The sequence below is a fragment of the Luteimonas aestuarii genome, from assembly GCF_004357985.1.
Taxonomy (GTDB): Bacteria; Pseudomonadota; Gammaproteobacteria; order Xanthomonadales; family Xanthomonadaceae; genus Luteimonas; species Luteimonas aestuarii.
Genome location: NZ_SMTF01000002.1, coordinates 356,377 through 371,098 on the forward strand (window position 1 = coordinate 356,377; position 14,722 = coordinate 371,098).

The 14,722-nt window shown below is 69.8% G+C and carries 15 protein-coding genes; 8 read left to right on the forward strand and 7 right to left on the reverse strand.

The features are described 5' to 3' along the window. Positions 1-46: 46 nt before the first annotated feature. Both E2F46_RS04095 and E2F46_RS04100 read right to left on the reverse strand, forming a co-directional pair. Positions 47-598, reverse strand: a complete 552-nt coding sequence (locus tag E2F46_RS04095; protein WP_133320796.1) for a cytochrome b — start codon at positions 596-598, stop codon at positions 47-49. After that, positions 595-1,311, reverse strand: a complete 717-nt coding sequence (locus E2F46_RS04100; protein WP_133320797.1) for a YceI family protein — start codon at positions 1,309-1,311, stop codon at positions 595-597. The genes E2F46_RS04095 and E2F46_RS04100 overlap by 4 nt, the downstream gene beginning before the upstream one ends. 132 nt (positions 1,312-1,443) lie before the next feature. Here E2F46_RS04100 and E2F46_RS04105 point away from each other — a divergent pair, with 132 nt between their 5' ends. Further along, entirely contained in the window at positions 1,444-4,995 is a 3,552-nt protein-coding gene (locus E2F46_RS04105; protein WP_133320798.1) for a sensor histidine kinase, read from the forward strand. Positions 4,996-5,078: 83 nt separating this feature from the next. Here the strand turns inward: E2F46_RS04105 and hemE are convergent, their stop codons facing one another. From hemE to E2F46_RS04125, 4 genes are all read right to left on the reverse strand, one after another. Further along, positions 5,079-6,149, reverse strand: a complete 1,071-nt coding sequence (gene hemE / locus E2F46_RS04110) for a uroporphyrinogen decarboxylase (protein WP_133320799.1) — start codon at positions 6,147-6,149, stop codon at positions 5,079-5,081. Positions 6,150-6,263: 114 nt separating this feature from the next. Then, positions 6,264-6,518 carry a WGR domain-containing protein gene (locus tag E2F46_RS04115; protein ID WP_133320800.1) on the reverse strand — a complete coding sequence of 85 codons (255 nt, stop codon included), beginning with the start codon at positions 6,516-6,518 and terminating at the stop codon, positions 6,264-6,266. Positions 6,519-6,555: 37 nt separating this feature from the next. Further along, positions 6,556-7,647 (reverse strand): 3-dehydroquinate synthase, encoded by a 1,092-nt coding sequence (gene aroB / locus E2F46_RS04120; protein WP_133320801.1) that lies wholly within the window; start codon positions 7,645-7,647, stop codon positions 6,556-6,558. Then, positions 7,644-8,201: a shikimate kinase gene (locus E2F46_RS04125; RefSeq protein WP_133320802.1), complete on the reverse strand. Its 558-nt coding sequence runs from the start codon at positions 8,199-8,201 to the stop codon at positions 7,644-7,646. The genes aroB and E2F46_RS04125 overlap by 4 nt, the downstream gene beginning before the upstream one ends. 91 nt (positions 8,202-8,292) lie before the next feature. Here E2F46_RS04125 and E2F46_RS04130 point away from each other — a divergent pair, with 91 nt between their 5' ends. Beyond that, entirely contained in the window at positions 8,293-8,496 is a 204-nt protein-coding gene (locus tag E2F46_RS04130) for a dodecin family protein (RefSeq protein WP_133320803.1), read from the forward strand. 21 nt (positions 8,497-8,517) lie between these two features. On the opposite strand, the gene E2F46_RS04135 is transcribed toward E2F46_RS04130, so the two are convergent. Then, positions 8,518-11,067 (reverse strand): protein kinase domain-containing protein, encoded by a 2,550-nt coding sequence (locus tag E2F46_RS04135; RefSeq protein ID WP_165967337.1) that lies wholly within the window; start codon positions 11,065-11,067, stop codon positions 8,518-8,520. Between the two features lie 263 nt (positions 11,068-11,330). On the opposite strand from E2F46_RS04135, the gene E2F46_RS17400 reads away from it, so the two are divergent. The 6 genes from E2F46_RS17400 to E2F46_RS04155 all read left to right on the forward strand — a co-directional run bounded on the left by E2F46_RS17400 (position 11,331) and on the right by E2F46_RS04155 (position 14,713). Continuing rightward, a complete protein-coding gene (locus E2F46_RS17400) occupies positions 11,331-11,636 on the forward strand; it encodes a hypothetical protein (RefSeq protein WP_165967338.1) in 306 nt (101 codons plus the stop codon). Beyond that, on the forward strand, positions 11,633-12,865 hold the full coding sequence (locus E2F46_RS17405) for a hypothetical protein (protein ID WP_165967339.1): 1,233 nt from the start codon (positions 11,633-11,635) through the stop codon (positions 12,863-12,865). Before E2F46_RS17400 ends, E2F46_RS17405 begins: the two co-directional genes overlap by 4 nt. Before the next feature lie 26 nt (positions 12,866-12,891). Beyond that, entirely contained in the window at positions 12,892-13,506 is a 615-nt protein-coding gene (locus E2F46_RS04140) for a hypothetical protein (RefSeq protein WP_133320805.1), read from the forward strand. Then, on the forward strand, positions 13,503-13,814 hold the full coding sequence (locus tag E2F46_RS04145) for a hypothetical protein (protein ID WP_133320806.1): 312 nt from the start codon (positions 13,503-13,505) through the stop codon (positions 13,812-13,814). The genes E2F46_RS04140 and E2F46_RS04145 overlap by 4 nt, the downstream gene beginning before the upstream one ends. A gap of 62 nt (positions 13,815-13,876) precedes the next feature. Continuing rightward, positions 13,877-14,149 (forward strand): DUF4282 domain-containing protein, encoded by a 273-nt coding sequence (locus tag E2F46_RS04150; RefSeq protein WP_133320807.1) that lies wholly within the window; start codon positions 13,877-13,879, stop codon positions 14,147-14,149. Between the two features lie 57 nt (positions 14,150-14,206). Continuing rightward, complete coding sequence (locus tag E2F46_RS04155; RefSeq protein WP_133320808.1) at positions 14,207-14,713, forward strand: hypothetical protein; 507 nt, start codon at positions 14,207-14,209, stop codon at positions 14,711-14,713. Positions 14,714-14,722 lie beyond the last annotated feature (9 nt).

Below are 14,722 nucleotides of genomic sequence, written 5' to 3' on the forward strand. Positions count from 1 at the left end.
TGGTCCGCTGCAGCAGGGTGGCGCAGCGCGTGATGGGGAAGTGGGCTTACCTGCGGCGCGGCAGCATGCGTTGCAGCGTGGCGTCGCGACGGAACAGGTGATGGTAGAGGGCGGCACCTGCATGCAGCGCCACCAGTGCGACCAGCAGCAGGAACAGGAGTTCATGCGCGGCATGCGCGCGCTGCGCGATCCATTCATGGGGACCGACCAGTTTCGGCACCTCGACCAGGCCGAACCAGCGGAACGGTCGCAGGCCGCTGGCCGAGTCGTACAGCCAGCCCGACAGCGGCATGGCGATGGCGATTGCGTACAGCGCCCAATGGGTCACGCTGGCCGTGCGCGCCTGCCATGTCGGCGTGCCGGGGACCGGATCCGGTGCGCCGGCATACAGGCGCCAGCCGAGTCGCAGCAACATCAGCGCGAATATCGTGATGCCGATCGACTTGTGCGCGGTATAGACCCAGAAGTACTTCGGCGAGCGCGGCAGCTCGCCCATCACCAGGCCGATCACCGCCACTGCGAGCAGCAGCAACACGATCAGCCAGTGCAGCGACTTGCTGACGCCGCCCCAGCGGTCGCGTGGATTCTTCAGGCTCATGGTGTGTCGTCCGCGTCGTCCTCGTCGGCAGGGGTGGCGGCAGCTTCGTCTGCTGCTGCCGTGTCTGCTTCAACCACGTCGCCTGTCGATGCCGTGTCCGCGGCGACCGACGCCGCATCGCCGCGCGCAAGCGTGGCTTCCGCCTCGATCCGCAGCTCCACCTCATCGCCGATCATCGAACGCCACGCATCGATGCCGAAGTCGCTGCGGCGCAGCGTGGTGGTGGCGGAGAAACCCGCCGTGCGCCGGAACGGCGGCATCGGATGCCGCTTCACTGCATTGATGGTGGTCTCCAGCGCGACCTCGCGGGCCACGCCGCGCAGCGTCAGCTGGCCATGGACGACCGCACGCTGCCCGTCCAGGACTTCGACCCGGCTGGAGACGAAACGTGCCTCCGGATGGCGCTCCGCATCCAGCAGGTTGCGGGCCAGCGTGGCGGCATTCCACCTTGCGTCCCCCAGTTCCAGCGAGGCCACCGGGATGCGTACGTCCAGCCGCGCGCTGGCCAGGTCCCGTGGATCGAAATGGATCACGCCGTCCACGCCCGAGAACGTGCCCAGGGATTTCGAGAAGCCGGCATGGTCCACGGCGAACACGACGCGGGTATGCACCGGGTCGATCGACCAGGCACGCACCTGCGCCTGCGCGAACGGTATCGCCGCCAGCAGCAGGGTGGCGATCAGCAGGATCGGCGATGTGCGGGGTCGGGGCATGCGCGGCACCGGAGACGTGGCCTGGGCCCGATTCTAGGCGCAGCGGCGTGGACATGCCGGCGACGCCCGCACTTGCGCGCGCAACGCTGCGTTGCGAGCATCCGGTGACGGATCGGGGAAAGGGGGCGCTGGATGCTGCGGGTCGGACTGCTGTTGCTGCTGCTCGCCGTCGGCCCCGCCTGGGGCTGGGACGACCCTGCCACCGTGCCGCAGCCGCGCCAGTTCAGCGTGTTCGACGGCCTGCCGTCCAATCGCATCAATGCCATCGCCGAGGATGCCCAGGGCTACCTGTGGATCGGCACGCGCGACGGCCTGGCGCGCTATGACGGCGTCGGTTTCCGCATCTGGCGCGTGGGCGATGGCCTGCGCGACAACTTCGTCTGGAGCCTGCATGTCGATGCGCAGGACCGGCTCTGGATCGGCACGCGCAATGCCGGGCTGGCCGTGCTGGAGGCCGATCGGGCCAGCTTCCGGCATTTCGACCTCGAGTCGCATCCCGAGATGGGCAGCAACACCGTGTGGATGGTGGCGTCCACGCCGGATGGCATGGTCTGGGTGGGCACCGGCGATGCCGGGTTGGTTCGCATCGATGCAGAAGGCCGACTGCGACGATTCGTTCCCGAACCCGGCAACGTGCGCAGCGTGCCGGCGCTGGGCATCACCGGGCTGCGCGTCGATGGCGAAGGCCGGCTCTGGGTGGCGACCCGCGACAATGGCATGGCGTGGTGGACCGGGCGCGATTTCGAGCGCGTCGCGGCGCCCCTGGCCGGTCGTTCGGTGGACCTGCTGACGTTCGATCGCGCAGGCAAGGCATGGATCAGCATGCCTGGCGAAGGCTTCGTCATGGCGCCGGGCGGGGAATTCGCGCCGATGCCGTGGCGCGATCCGCTGGCCGGCGCGCCGGCGCTGGGCATGCTGCTGGAGGACGCGCAGGGCGCGCATTGGCTGGATACGCGCAGCGGCATGGCGCGCGAAGCCGGCGGGCGCGTGCAGGACGTGCCGCTGTACAGCCACGCCAGCCGCGGGCGGGTCCGGCCGGCGTGGTCGTCGGCGCTGGAAGACCGCGAAGGCGGGCTGTGGTTCGCCAGCCTCGACTACGGGCTGTGGCATGTGCCGGCCAACTGGCGCAACTTCACCGTGCTGGCGCGTCGCGATGGCGATCCCGGCTCGTTGGCGAACGCCTACGTGCACGGCGTGGCCAGCGCGCGCGACGGTGGCCTGTGGCTGGTCGGCTCCGGCGGCGTGCTGGACTGGCTGGACCCGCGCAACGGCGAGGTTCGCCATCGCCAGCGCGCCGTGTGCGGCGACCTGATCGCGACCGGTGTGCACGAGGGCCGCGACGGCGTGGTCTGGGTGGGCTGCCGCGGACACCTCGCGCGCTACGACCCCCGCAGCGGCGAGATGAAGCGCTGGTCGCGCAATGCGGCGGTCGATCCGGCGCCCGCCAACGCGACCTTCCAGTTCCTCGAGCGCAGCGACGGCACGCTGTGGCTGAGTGATGACGCCGGCGTGCAGTGGCGCGACCGCGATGGGCGCGTACTCGCGAACCTGCGCGCGGGCGACGAGGGCGGCTTGCCGCAGGCAACGGTCATCACCCAGATGTCGCGCGGACCGGAAGGCGGAATCTGGCTGGCGACCAGCCAGGGCTTGTGGCGCTGGGACGAGGCCAGCCGCCATTTCTCGCCCGTGCCGGGATCTCCGGAGGGCTACCTGCGCGGCTTCTCGATCGCCAACGACGGCACCGTGTGGACGGCGAGCATGGGCAAGCTGTCGGCCTGGCGCTGGGTCGGCGCGACACTGGCCCATGTGGAAACGATCGGGGCCGCCGAAGGCATGCCGATGCTGGTCCCCAGTGGCGTGGCCGTCGACGGCAGTGGCACGCTCTGGCTGCCCACCGTGCGTGGCCTGATCCGCTACGAACCCGAAGAACGGCGCCTGCGCGTGTATGGCGTGCGCGACGGCCTGCCCAGCCAGGAGTTCAGCGACACCCCGATCCACGTGCTGCCGATGGGCATGCTGGCGATGGGGACCGCCGATGGCCTGCTGCTGTTCCACCCGCAGCAGGTGCAGGCGGTGGATCGACTGCCGCCGCTGGCGATCGAGTCGGTGGATGTACGTCGTGGCGATGCGCGGATCGACCTGCCACGGCAGGGCACGGTGACCCTGCAGCATGGCGACCGCGACCTGCGCGTGGTGCTGCGGCTGCTGTCGTTCACGGATGCGCATGCGCACCACTACCGCTTCCGGCTGGGTGGCCACGACGAGGGCTGGGTGGAAGCCGCCGGCGGCGAACGCGTGTTCTCGCAACTGGGCGCAGGCGACTACCGGCTGGACGTGCAGGCGCGTACCGCCGACAGTGACTGGACGCCGGTGCAGTCGCTGCAACTGCACATGCAGCGACCCTGGTGGGCCACGCGCCCGGCGTTGGCCGTGTTCGCCGCCTGCCTGGCGCTGCTGGCCTGGCTGGTGGCGCTGTCGTATCGCAATCGATTGCGTCGTCGCAACGAGTGGCAGCTGGCAGAGCACAAGCGCGAGGTCGCCGAACAGGCGTCGTTGGCCAAGACCCGGTTCCTCGCCACCCTGGGGCACGAGGTGCGTACGCCGATGACCGGCGTGCTGGGCATGAGCGAACTGCTGCAGGCGACCCCGCTGGACACGCGCCAGCGTGGCTACGTCGACGCCATCCGCCGTGCAGGCGAGCACCTGATGCGGCTGGTCAACGATGCGCTGGACCTGGCGCGGATCGAGGCAGACAAGCTGCAGCTCGATCCGCAGCCGTTCGACCTGCACGCCCTGGTCGACGAAGTGGTGGCCCTGTGCGAGCCGGCGGCGCAACGCCGCGGCCTGGCGTTCCGCAGCGATATCGACGACGACGTGCCGCGCTGGCTGCTGGGCGATGCCATGCGCGTGCGCCAGATCCTGCTCAACCTGCTGGGCAACGCCAACAAGTTCACCGAGGAGGGCAGCGTGGAACTGCACGTCGGCGCGCTGTCGCCGGTGGGCATCCGCCTGACCGTCAGCGACACCGGGCCGGGGCTGAACGACGAGCAGAAGCAGCGGCTGTTCCGTCGCTTCGAACAGGCCGAGGGTGCACGCACCACCACGCGCTATGGTGGCAGCGGGTTGGGCCTGGCGATCTGCCAGGAACTGGCGGCGGCGATGGACGGGCGCATCGAGGTGGACAGCGCGCCGGGCGAGGGCACGAGTTTCGTCGTGGACCTTCGGCTTCCGAAGGCCGAGCCGGTGGCCGATGCCGCATCGACCCCCGCGACGGATGTCGCGGCCGACGGTTTGCAGCTTTTGCTGGTGGAGGATGACGCCACCGTGGCCGAAGTGGTTGCAGGGCTGCTGGAAGCGCGCGGCCATCGCGTGGTGCGCGCGGCGAATGGCCTGAACGCGCTGGCCGAAGCGGCGACCGGTGCTTTCGAGCTGGCCTTGCTGGATCTGGACCTGCCCGGGATCGACGGACTGACACTCGCGCGCATGCTGCGCGAGCAGGGTTTCGCGCGACCGATCATCGCAGTCACCGCCCGCGCCGACGCGGAGGCCGAACCGCTGGCGCGGGAGGCGGGCTTCGATGGCTTCCTGCGCAAGCCGTTGACCGGCGCGATGCTCGCGGAGGCGATCGAGGCGGCATTGGCAGAACCCGCTTCCATCCAGCGGCGCACCGACGAAGCCAGGTGACGGGCGTCGTCACCGGCGCTGGGTCCCGTCCAACGAGAATTGCGGCGCGAGCGCATCCAGGCGCGCACGACCCGCCGGGACAATCAGCGCGCGCTGTACGCGTGCACCTCGTCGACCAGCACGCCCACGTGCTCGGGATCCATGTCGGGCGACATGCCGTGGCCGAGGTTGAAGACGTGGCCGTCGCGCGAGCCATTGTTGCCGTCGCGATAGCTGTCGAGCGCATGGCGCACCTGGCGGCGGATGGCATCCGGTGAGCCGTAGAGCGTCGCCGGATCGAGGTTGCCCTGCAGCGCGACCTGGCCGCCGGTGCGGCGCGCGGCCTCGCCCAGTTCGACCAGCCAGTCGACGCCCACGCCCTCGGCGCCACTGGCGGCGAGGTCTTCGAGGTAGGCGGCATTGCCCTTGCCGAACAGGATCAGCGGCGTGCGTTCCGCGTCGTCGCCACGTTCGAGTCCATGCGCGATGCGCTGCAGGTAGGGCAGCGAGAACTCGCGGTACATCGCCGGGCTGAGCACGCCGCCCCAGGTATCGAATACCTGCAGCGCCTGCGCGCCGGCCGCGCGCTGCGCGGACAGGTAGGCGATGACGGCATCGGTATTGACCGACAGCAAGCGGTGCAAGGTGGCCGGGTCGTTGTGCGCCAGCGCCTTGATGCGCGCGAAGTCCTTGCTGCCGCCGCCCTCGACCATGTAGCAGGCCAAGGTCCACGGGCTGCCGGAGAAACCGATCAGCGGCACCTTGCCGTCAAGCTCGCGACGGATCACCCGCACCGCGTCCATCACGTAGCGCAGTTCGGTTTCCATGTCCGGCACCGACAGCTTCGCGGCGACTTCCGCGCTGCGCACGGTGCGTTCGAACTTCGGGCCTTCGCCCTCGACGAAATACAGCCCCAGGCCCATCGCGTCGGGAATGGTGAGGATGTCGGAGAACAGGATCGCGGCATCCAGGTCGAAGCGGCGCAGCGGCTGCAGCGTCACTTCGCAGGCGAGGTCCGGGTTCTTGGCCATCGCCAGGAAGCTGCCGGCCTGCTTGCGCGTGGCGCGATACTCCGGCAGGTAGCGGCCGGCCTGGCGCATCAGCCAGACGGGCGTGCGGTCCACGGGCTCGCGGCGCAGGGCGCGCAGGAATCTGTCGTTTTTCAGGGCAGTCATCAGGTCGGCATCACTTCGGTACGGTCACCACAGGCGTGGATCGGGAAATCTGGAATGGCGCGGCGCCATCCATGGCCAGGCGCTCAGTGATGCATGAACTGCCGATCGGGTAGTTCATCGGCGCGCCACTTCGCCCTCGGCGTACATCAGCTGGAACCCGCGTCGCAGCTGCGTGTCGCGGGTGTGCTCCAGCGCCGCCAGCGCGCTGGCGTGGTCGAGGAACTGCTCGCGGCGCAGCGTGCTGCGGCCACCGGTCTGGCCGGTTTCGCGCAGCAGCGTCCATCCCCCCAGCAGGTCGGGCTGCAGGGTGAGCTGGACGAAGCGCGGGGGTTCGCGGCCGTCGGGGCGTTGTTGCAGGAGCAGGCGCATGGGCCGCGTATTGTACGGGTCGCCCCGTGGTCGCGGGTCAGCCGCGCAGGACGGCCAGCACAGCGTCCTCGGGCACGCCAGGCAGCACCTTCGCGCGGCCGATGCCATCCCAGACGATGAATCGCAGCCCGTCGGCCTGCGCCTTCTTGTCCAGGCGCATGTGCGCCAACATTGCCTGCGGGTCCAGCCCGGCGGGCAGGTCGACCGGCAGCTCCAGCCGCGACAGCAGCGTGCGCAGCCGCGTGGTGTCGTCCGCGTGCGACAGGCCCAGGCGCTCGGACAGGCGCGCGGCCAGCACCATGCCCACCGCAACTGCCTCGCCGTGGTTCAGCCCGCCGTAGCCCTGCTCGGTTTCCAGTGCATGGCCGAAGGTATGGCCGAGGTTGAGCAGGGCGCGCTCGCCATGCTCGAACGGGTCGCGTTCGACGATCGCCGCCTTGTGTTCGCAGCTGCGCGCGATGGCTTCTGCAAGCGCGTCGTTGTCCATCGCCAGCAGCGCCTCGGCATGCGCATCGATCCAGTCGAGGAAGGGCGCATCGCCGATCGCGCCGTACTTCACCACTTCCGCCAGCCCGGCGCGCAGCTCGCGCGGCGGCAGCGTGCGCAGCGTCGAGGTGTCGGCCAGCACCGCACGTGGCGGGTGGAACGCGCCCACCAGGTTCTTGCCCTGCGGCAGGTCCACCGCGGTCTTGCCGCCGACCGAGGAATCGACCATCGCCAACAGGGTGGTGGGCAGTTGCACGCAATCGATGCCGCGCATCCAGCAGGCTGCGGCGAAGCCGGACAGGTCGCCCACCACGCCGCCGCCCAGCGCAAACAACGTGGCGTCCCGGCGCATGCCGGCGCGGGCGAGTGCGTCGATGACCCGGGCGAAGTTGTCGAGCGTCTTTTCCTCCTCGCCCGGCGCCATCACGTATTGCCCGACGCGCAGGTCGGGGCGTTCGCTGCGCAGCGCGTCGATGACGCGTGCCGCGTAGAGCGGCGCGACGTTGCCGTCGCTGACGATGAAGGCGTCGCGCCCACGCAGCACGGCGGCCAGCGTGGCGCCGTCGTCCAGCAGGCCCGGCCCGATGGCGATGCGGTACGGCTGCGCGCCGCCCACCTCGACCTGGCGCATCGCGCCACTCATGCCTGCGCCCGCGGCGTGCCGGCGCTGGCGCGCGACCACTGCTGCGCCAGCAGCCGCCCCAGCGTCGCGCAGGCGTCGCCGGGCGACAGCGCGTCGGTGTCCAGCCGCAGGTCCGCGACTTCGGCGTACAGCGGCGCGCGCGCCTCGGCCAGCTGGCGCAACACGCGTTCGCGGTCCTGGGTGGCCAGCAGTGGCCGTGTCCGGTCGCGCGCCAGGCGCGACAGCTGCCGCGGCACGCCCACGTGCAAGTGCACGACGAAGCCGCGTTCGCGCATCCGCGTGCGGTTGCCGGCATCGAGCACCGCGCCACCACCCGTGGCGATGACCTGCGCCTCGCCACCCAGCAGGTCGGCCAGCGTGTCGCGTTCGCGTGCCCGGAAGCCGGTTTCGCCCTCGCATTCGAAGATCGTGGTGACGTTCGCACCCGTGCGCTTCTCGATCTCACGGTCGGCGTCGATGAACGCCAGCCCGAAGCGTCCGGCGATGCGGCGGCCGATGGACGATTTGCCGGCGCCCATGGGGCCGACCAGCACGAGGTTGGGCGCGGTTTTCATGCCGGAATGCTAGCAGGCGTCGCGTGGGGTTAACGGCCGTCGTGCGAGGCTTTTCGTTTCAACCGCAACGACAATCAGAAGGGAGCCCGCCATGTCCGTCGCCAAGGTCATCGAGATCAACGCCTCGTCGAAGTCCAGCGTCGAGGATGCCGTCAAGTCCGGCCTGAAGAAGACCGCGGAAACCGTCAAGAACATCCAGGGGGCCTGGGTCAACGAGGTCAAGGCCGTCACTACCGCCGACGGTGATGTCACCGAGTGGCGCGTGAACATGCGGGTGACGTTCGTCGTCGATTGACGTGCCTGGCAAGGGTGGGTGTCACCGCTCCGCGGTGGCGGAGGTGAACACTGCCTTCGGCGGCTCCGCGCCAGCCTGCTGGTCGACCTCCACATTGTGCGGGTTCGAAAGCAGGGCACCCAGGGCGCTGGCCACGAGGTGGCTGTCGCCGAATCGTGCACGCAGTCCGTGCTCGGCATCGCGGATGCGCTGCAATCCGCCTTCGTGCTCGCCGCAGCGCAGTTCGATTTCGCCCAGCCTGCCTGCCGCGACGAGCGTCGCCTGCATGTCTTCTCCGTAGTCCATGGACATGCGTTCGTACGCGCCACGAGCCATCGGCAACGCAGTCGTGCACTCGCCGATGGCGGCATGCAGGCTGGCGACCATCGAGCGCTGGACCAGGGTGAGGTAGTTGTCGCGGCCGAGGTAGGTTGCGCTTGCTTCCAGCGCTTCCAGCGCCAGCGGCAACGCCCGGGCAGGCTCTCCGACGTCATGCAGTGCCTGCGCGGTCGCGGATTGCAGCAAGGCCACGCTCACTTCGCCGATGCGCCTGCGGGCAAGCAGGGGATCGGCCTCCGTGGCGCGTACCCACGCCAGGGACTCACCCGCTTTTCCGGCTTGCCGCAAGGCATCGGCGATGTTGATGCGGATGAAGGCGGCAAGCCCGGCATCGTCTGGCGCGATCTCGCGCTGCAGCTGGTCCGCGTGCCGCAAGGCACGCAATGCCGGTTCCACCTGCATCCTGCGCAAATGGTAGACGCCGCGCTCCAGCGACGCCTGCATGGCCAGCGGATTGGCGTGCTGCAGGCGCGCGCCGGCCAGCCGGTCGGTTTCGTCCAGCAGTGCGCCGGCTTCGGCGAAGGCTTGCGCGGTCTGCAAATAGGACAGCGTGCGCACCAGGGCGTAGCGAGTGGCGAGCGTGAGTTCGTGGTGCTCGCCGAAGGCCTGGGTGTAGCCGTGCACGGCCGTGCGGTACTCCACCACGCCACGCGCGGCGTCACCCAGGTTGCGCCAGGAGCGCCCCAGCAGGGTGTGGATGTCGCCACGCACTTCGGGATCCTGCGGAAGGCTATGGTCGCGGGACGATGCGTACTCCAGCATGTCGCGGATGGTTGCGTCGTTGCCGTGGCCGCTGTTGCCGGTGCTGATGGTGCCGAGTGCATGGTCGAGGAAACGTACCACCGCTTCGGCGCGCGCGGCCTGCTGCTGGGCGACGTGCCGTTGCCGCTCGCTGTGCCACCACAGCAGGCTGGTGCACGTGACGCCCAGGCACAGCACGACCATCGCGGCGATGATCCAGGGCCGTCGCGCACGGCTGCGTTCGAGCGTCCGTTGGAGGCGCTCGGCGGCGCGTGCCTCGGCCTCGTCGCGAGTGCGCGCAGCATGCCGCTGTGGCAGGTTGCGCAAGCGCGTGGCGAGCTCCGCGGCATCGGCGAGGCGGCGCGCGGGGTCGCTGTCGGTGGCTGCGGCGATGTCGCTGCACAGGAGCGGGTCTTCGATGTCGCGCTCCCAGCCGGGTGCCATCGGCCGGCGCAGGTCGCCGACCAGCCACTGGTAAAGGATCACGCCGAGCGCGTACAGGTCGCTGCGCACGGTCGGCGATCGCCCGGTGACAAGTTCGGGCGCCATGTACAGCGGCGTGCCGGAACCCGCGTCGCCGGCAGGGTCGATGGTCATGCCCAGCCGCGTGATGCCCAGCGCTTCCAGTCGTTCGGGCTGCAGCAGGCGGCTGTTGCCGAAGTCGGTCAGCCGGGGCTGCCAGCGCTCGCCGCGCGACGCAACCAGCAGGTTGGCCGGCTTCAGGTCCTTGTGAAGCACGCCCACGCCGTGCGCGGCCGCCACCGCATCGGCGATCCGGGCAAAGAACGCGATCCTGTCGGCCCGGTCCATCCTGGCGAGGCGGTCGTCCTCCGCGGCCCATTCGGGTAGCGATTGGCCGCCGTACTCGCATTCGAGGAAGAACGGTGCGGATTCGAAGTTCCAGTCGAGCACGCGGACGATGTCGTCGCGTTCGCCGAGTGTGTCGCGCAACACGCGCGACATGGTGGCTTCGCGCTTGATGGCGGACAGATGTTCGCCGTCGAGACTGAACTTGAATACGCGACGCTCGTGGCTGCGTGGATGCCGGGCCAGCCAGACCTCGCTGCCGAGGGTCTGGCCGAGCGCACGTTCGAGCACGAAATGTTCGCGGCCCGGCACCGGCTGGCCGGCCTCGAACTGCAGCACGCTGCCGGCCCGCTGGCCGACGGCGATGCGTTCCACGGCGCCATCGAAGCGGTAGCCGATGCGCGGCACGGTGGTGATGCGGTGTTCGCCCCCGGCATCGAGGGCCTTGCGCAGCTTGCCGATGGCGGTGGCCAGGACGTGGTCCACGGTGACGCGTCCGGCCCAGACGGTGTCGAACAGTTCTTCCTTGGTCACCACCTCGCCGGCATGGCGGAGCAGCAGCGCCAGCACCTGCAACGGCTTGTGTTCGATCTCGACCGCCAGCCCCGCGACGCGCAGTTCATGGCGGGCTTCGTCGAATTCGACCGCGTCGAAGCGCCAGCGGTACAGGCGCGGGTCGCGCGTGGCGGGCAGTCCGGGGAGCATGGCCGGATCATACCCGCGCAACCACGTGCGGAAGTCCGGATGGAACGATGCCGGGCGTATGCGTGCGGCGGCTTGAAGGTTCCTTGAAGCGGACGTGAGGACGCACGAACGCGCTGCGGCCAGGATCGCCTGCCAATGGCCATCGGGATGGGGGTTGCATGCGATCGGGGTATTGCGGGGTTGCGATGGCGTGCGGCGTGCTGCTGGCCGCGTGCGGAGGCCCGGAGCCTGCCGGAGACGGCGCCGCCGCGCCCGTGGCGGACATGCCGGCCCGCGCAGGCGAGGTCTGGGCCATCGCCGACGGGGGCGTGGCAGACGCCCCGTCGCCGGCCGCGGTGGCGGCCTTCGTCGAAGGCCTGCACGCCTTCGTGCTGGATGGCGAGCGCTTGCATGCCGGCAGCGTCCGCCACGACGGTGCCCGCCAGGACGACGGCAGTCTGCTGTTCCTTCTCCCGGGCGGGCTGCAGGCGCGTCTGGTGCGCGACGGCGACGGCCTGCTGCTGCATCTGGGCGAGGGCGACCCGGTGCGCCTGCAGCGGCGTGCCGGCGACGGGGAGGGTGTGCCATGAACCGGACGATGCGCGCGATGTTGCTGGCGTTGCTGGTGGCGGCGTCGATGGTGCCGGCGACTGCTGGCGACGACGTCGGCTTCGACGAACAGCGCATCGCCTTCACCTGGCACCGTGCGACCGGCGAGCCGCTGGACCTGCGCGAACTGGCCGAACGTTCGGAGATCGTCCAGCGCAGCAGCGGCTTCGACCGGCCCGACGCCATCGCCGCCGAACTGGCGCGGTTGCAAGGCCTGTTCGACGCGGCCGACGCCGCGACCGTGTTCACCCTCACCACCCGCGAGTACGTGGAGGAATACGACCACGTCCGCGGCGAATTCCCGGTACAGGGCCTGCAGCCGGGGCGCTATGTGTCCTTCGTGTATCCCGAGCGCGCCTCGCCGGTGCGCGAGTACCGGCTGGTGTTCACCGGCGCCGATGCCGCGCGTGCGATCCCGATGCCGGACAAGGAGCAGGCGCGCGTGTTCGATACGCGCCTGCGCCAGGCCCACCGCAGCCTGGAGCACCGCATGCGCTTTCGCGTAGTCGGCAAGGGCGACCCCGAAGGCATGGTGACGGGGGCGCGCGTGGTACGTGCGCAGTTGCTGGAATCCGTGCTGCTGGACCACGGCGGCGGCGTGGTGCATCGCACCGACCTGTCGATGCCTGCGGAGGCCTCTGCAACGGTGGCGACATTCGATCCTGTGCAGGCGGATGTCGCCGGCCTGCGCATCGGCATTCCTGCCGACGACCTGGCCCGCACCCTCGCGCGCCTGTACGGAGAACCGGTGCGCCACGATTTCAAGGCGCCCGACGGCAACGGGCTGGCAGGATGGCTGGGCGCCGAAACCGGCCGTTGCCATGCGCTGGCCGGCAGCCACGACCGCCGCCGCTTCGCGCCCGGCGTGACCTGCGTGCAGGCGTGGTACGACGCCGAGGGCATCGTCCGCCACCTGCGCGTGCAGCGGGTGTTCGGTTACCACCGCAGCCCGGACCTGTTCCGGCAGGCGCTGTTGCGCAAGTACGGGCCGGCGGCGCAGGGCGGCGGCGCCGGACGCAGCGGCGCGTCCTATGCCTGGGGCGAACCGGTGACCTTCCATCGCGACGCCGGCGAAGCGCCGCTGCAGCGGCATCCGCTGACCGCGCACTGGTCGCAGGAGAGCGGCTGGAGCGTTGCAGGCGGCACGGTACCGGTGCTGATGACCCTGGAACTGCTGGATGCGGCCTGGTTCGCCGCGCGCGGACGCTGACGTCCATCTGCCTGGACGATGAGGACATGTCGATGAAGAAGGCTTCGATGCGGTACGAGCCTGCCGGCTGGCTGCTGTTCTTCCTGCTGGCGTTCGCGGTGCCGGCAATGGCGCAGGACGATCCCTGCCAGGGCAAGGCGTTGTGCGAGAACCCCGGCCCGTTCGTGACCGAGATCGTGCAGGCCAGTCCCAGCATGCACGGCAACAACCATCACATCCGGGTCGTCGTCCGGGTCCGCAACACCGGTGCCGAGCCGCTGGTGCTGGGCTACGTGCAGAACTCGGGCGTGATGGAGGACGAGCTGGGCAACCGCTACATCGTCGATTGGCGCTACCGCGAACACGTCAGCGGCATCGGCCAGGTGACCCGCAACCAGGCCGATGCGCAGTTCGTGCTGGCGCCCGGCGCCGCGCGCAACTTCACCTTGGTCTACCAGCGCTACACCGGGCGCAGCCCGCAGATCGCGCGCAGCTACTCGCCGGCACTGACGCTGGCGCGGCTGCAGCCGCTGTCGCAGACCCAGGTGCGCACCGAATCCGAATACAGCCTCAACTTCTTCGGCATGGGGCTGGGGGGCGCACAGGCCGCCGATGCGCTGGGCCGCGGATTGCGTCGACTGCTGGACGGGAGCAAGCGATGAACGCTCGTGGCGGGACGAGGACGATGGTGGCGGCGGTGGCCTTGTCGCTGCTGGCCGCCTGCGGCGCGGGCATCACCGGCACCTGGGAGGACGAGATGGGCCTCAGCCGCCTGACCTTCCAGCGCGGCGGCAAGGTGGTGCAGTCGTCGATGCTGGCGGGCGTGGAGATGGAGATGTCGTACGAGGTGGACCGCGACACCATCCGCCTGCGCAATCCGGAAGCCGCCGGGACCGCCCTGGTGTTGACCCGCATCGACCAGGACACCCTGTCCGGCCCGATGGGCCTCCGCTTCCGGCGCACGGACTGAGCGGCGGCGCAGGCCGATCCCCGGCAACGACGACCAGACCATCCGACAAGAGGACCGAACCGATGCGAGACCTGCTGTTTTTCGATGCCATGGTGACGCCGAAGATCGTCACCCTGATCTACTGGCTGCTGCTGACCGCCTCCGCCGTGATGGGGCTGGTGCTGCTGTCCAAGGGATTCGGGATGATGAAGTATTCGGGCTTCGCCGGGTTTGGCATGGTGGTGGCCGCGCCGATCCTCGCGGCGGTGTCGGCGCTGTTGGCGCGGATCTACTGCGAGATCATGATCGTGCTGTTCAAGATGAACGAAGCCCTGCAGCACATCCGCAACAAGTGACGCCAATGGCGTTCGCGCGGCCTGCGCGCGACAACGTTCCGACCCGGAGATGAAGCCATGACTGCGTACCTGAAGACGACCGCACGCTGCGTCCTCGTCGGCGCCCTGCTCGCCGGGGCAGGCGCATGCGATGCGACCGGAGAGACATCGGCGCCTGCGGACGGAATCGAAGCGATCGAGGCGAAGGTCGTGGATGCGCTGCCGCTGCGCAGCGGCTACTACGTGAGCAGCGACACGCCATGCGCGCAGGCCTCCAATGCCACCCTGCACCTGATGCATGACGACGGGGAAGGCTATGGCGGCTTCACCACGCCGCCGTACTACTGCGCCTTCGTGCGGATCGAACAGGTCGGCCCCACCGGCTACCGGGTCGAGGAGGCCTGCGGCGACACCAATGGAGAAGGCGACGAACCGGCTGCCGCCGTGTCCCTGTACGACATCGTGAGCGACACGCACTATCGCGCAAGGCGGGAAGACGGCTGGAAGAGTGAATCGCGTCGTTGTCCGCGGCGGGAGTTGCCGGCGTTGTGGCGCGATTCCGGCCCCGGGGATTACGTGGAATGAGCTGCAGGG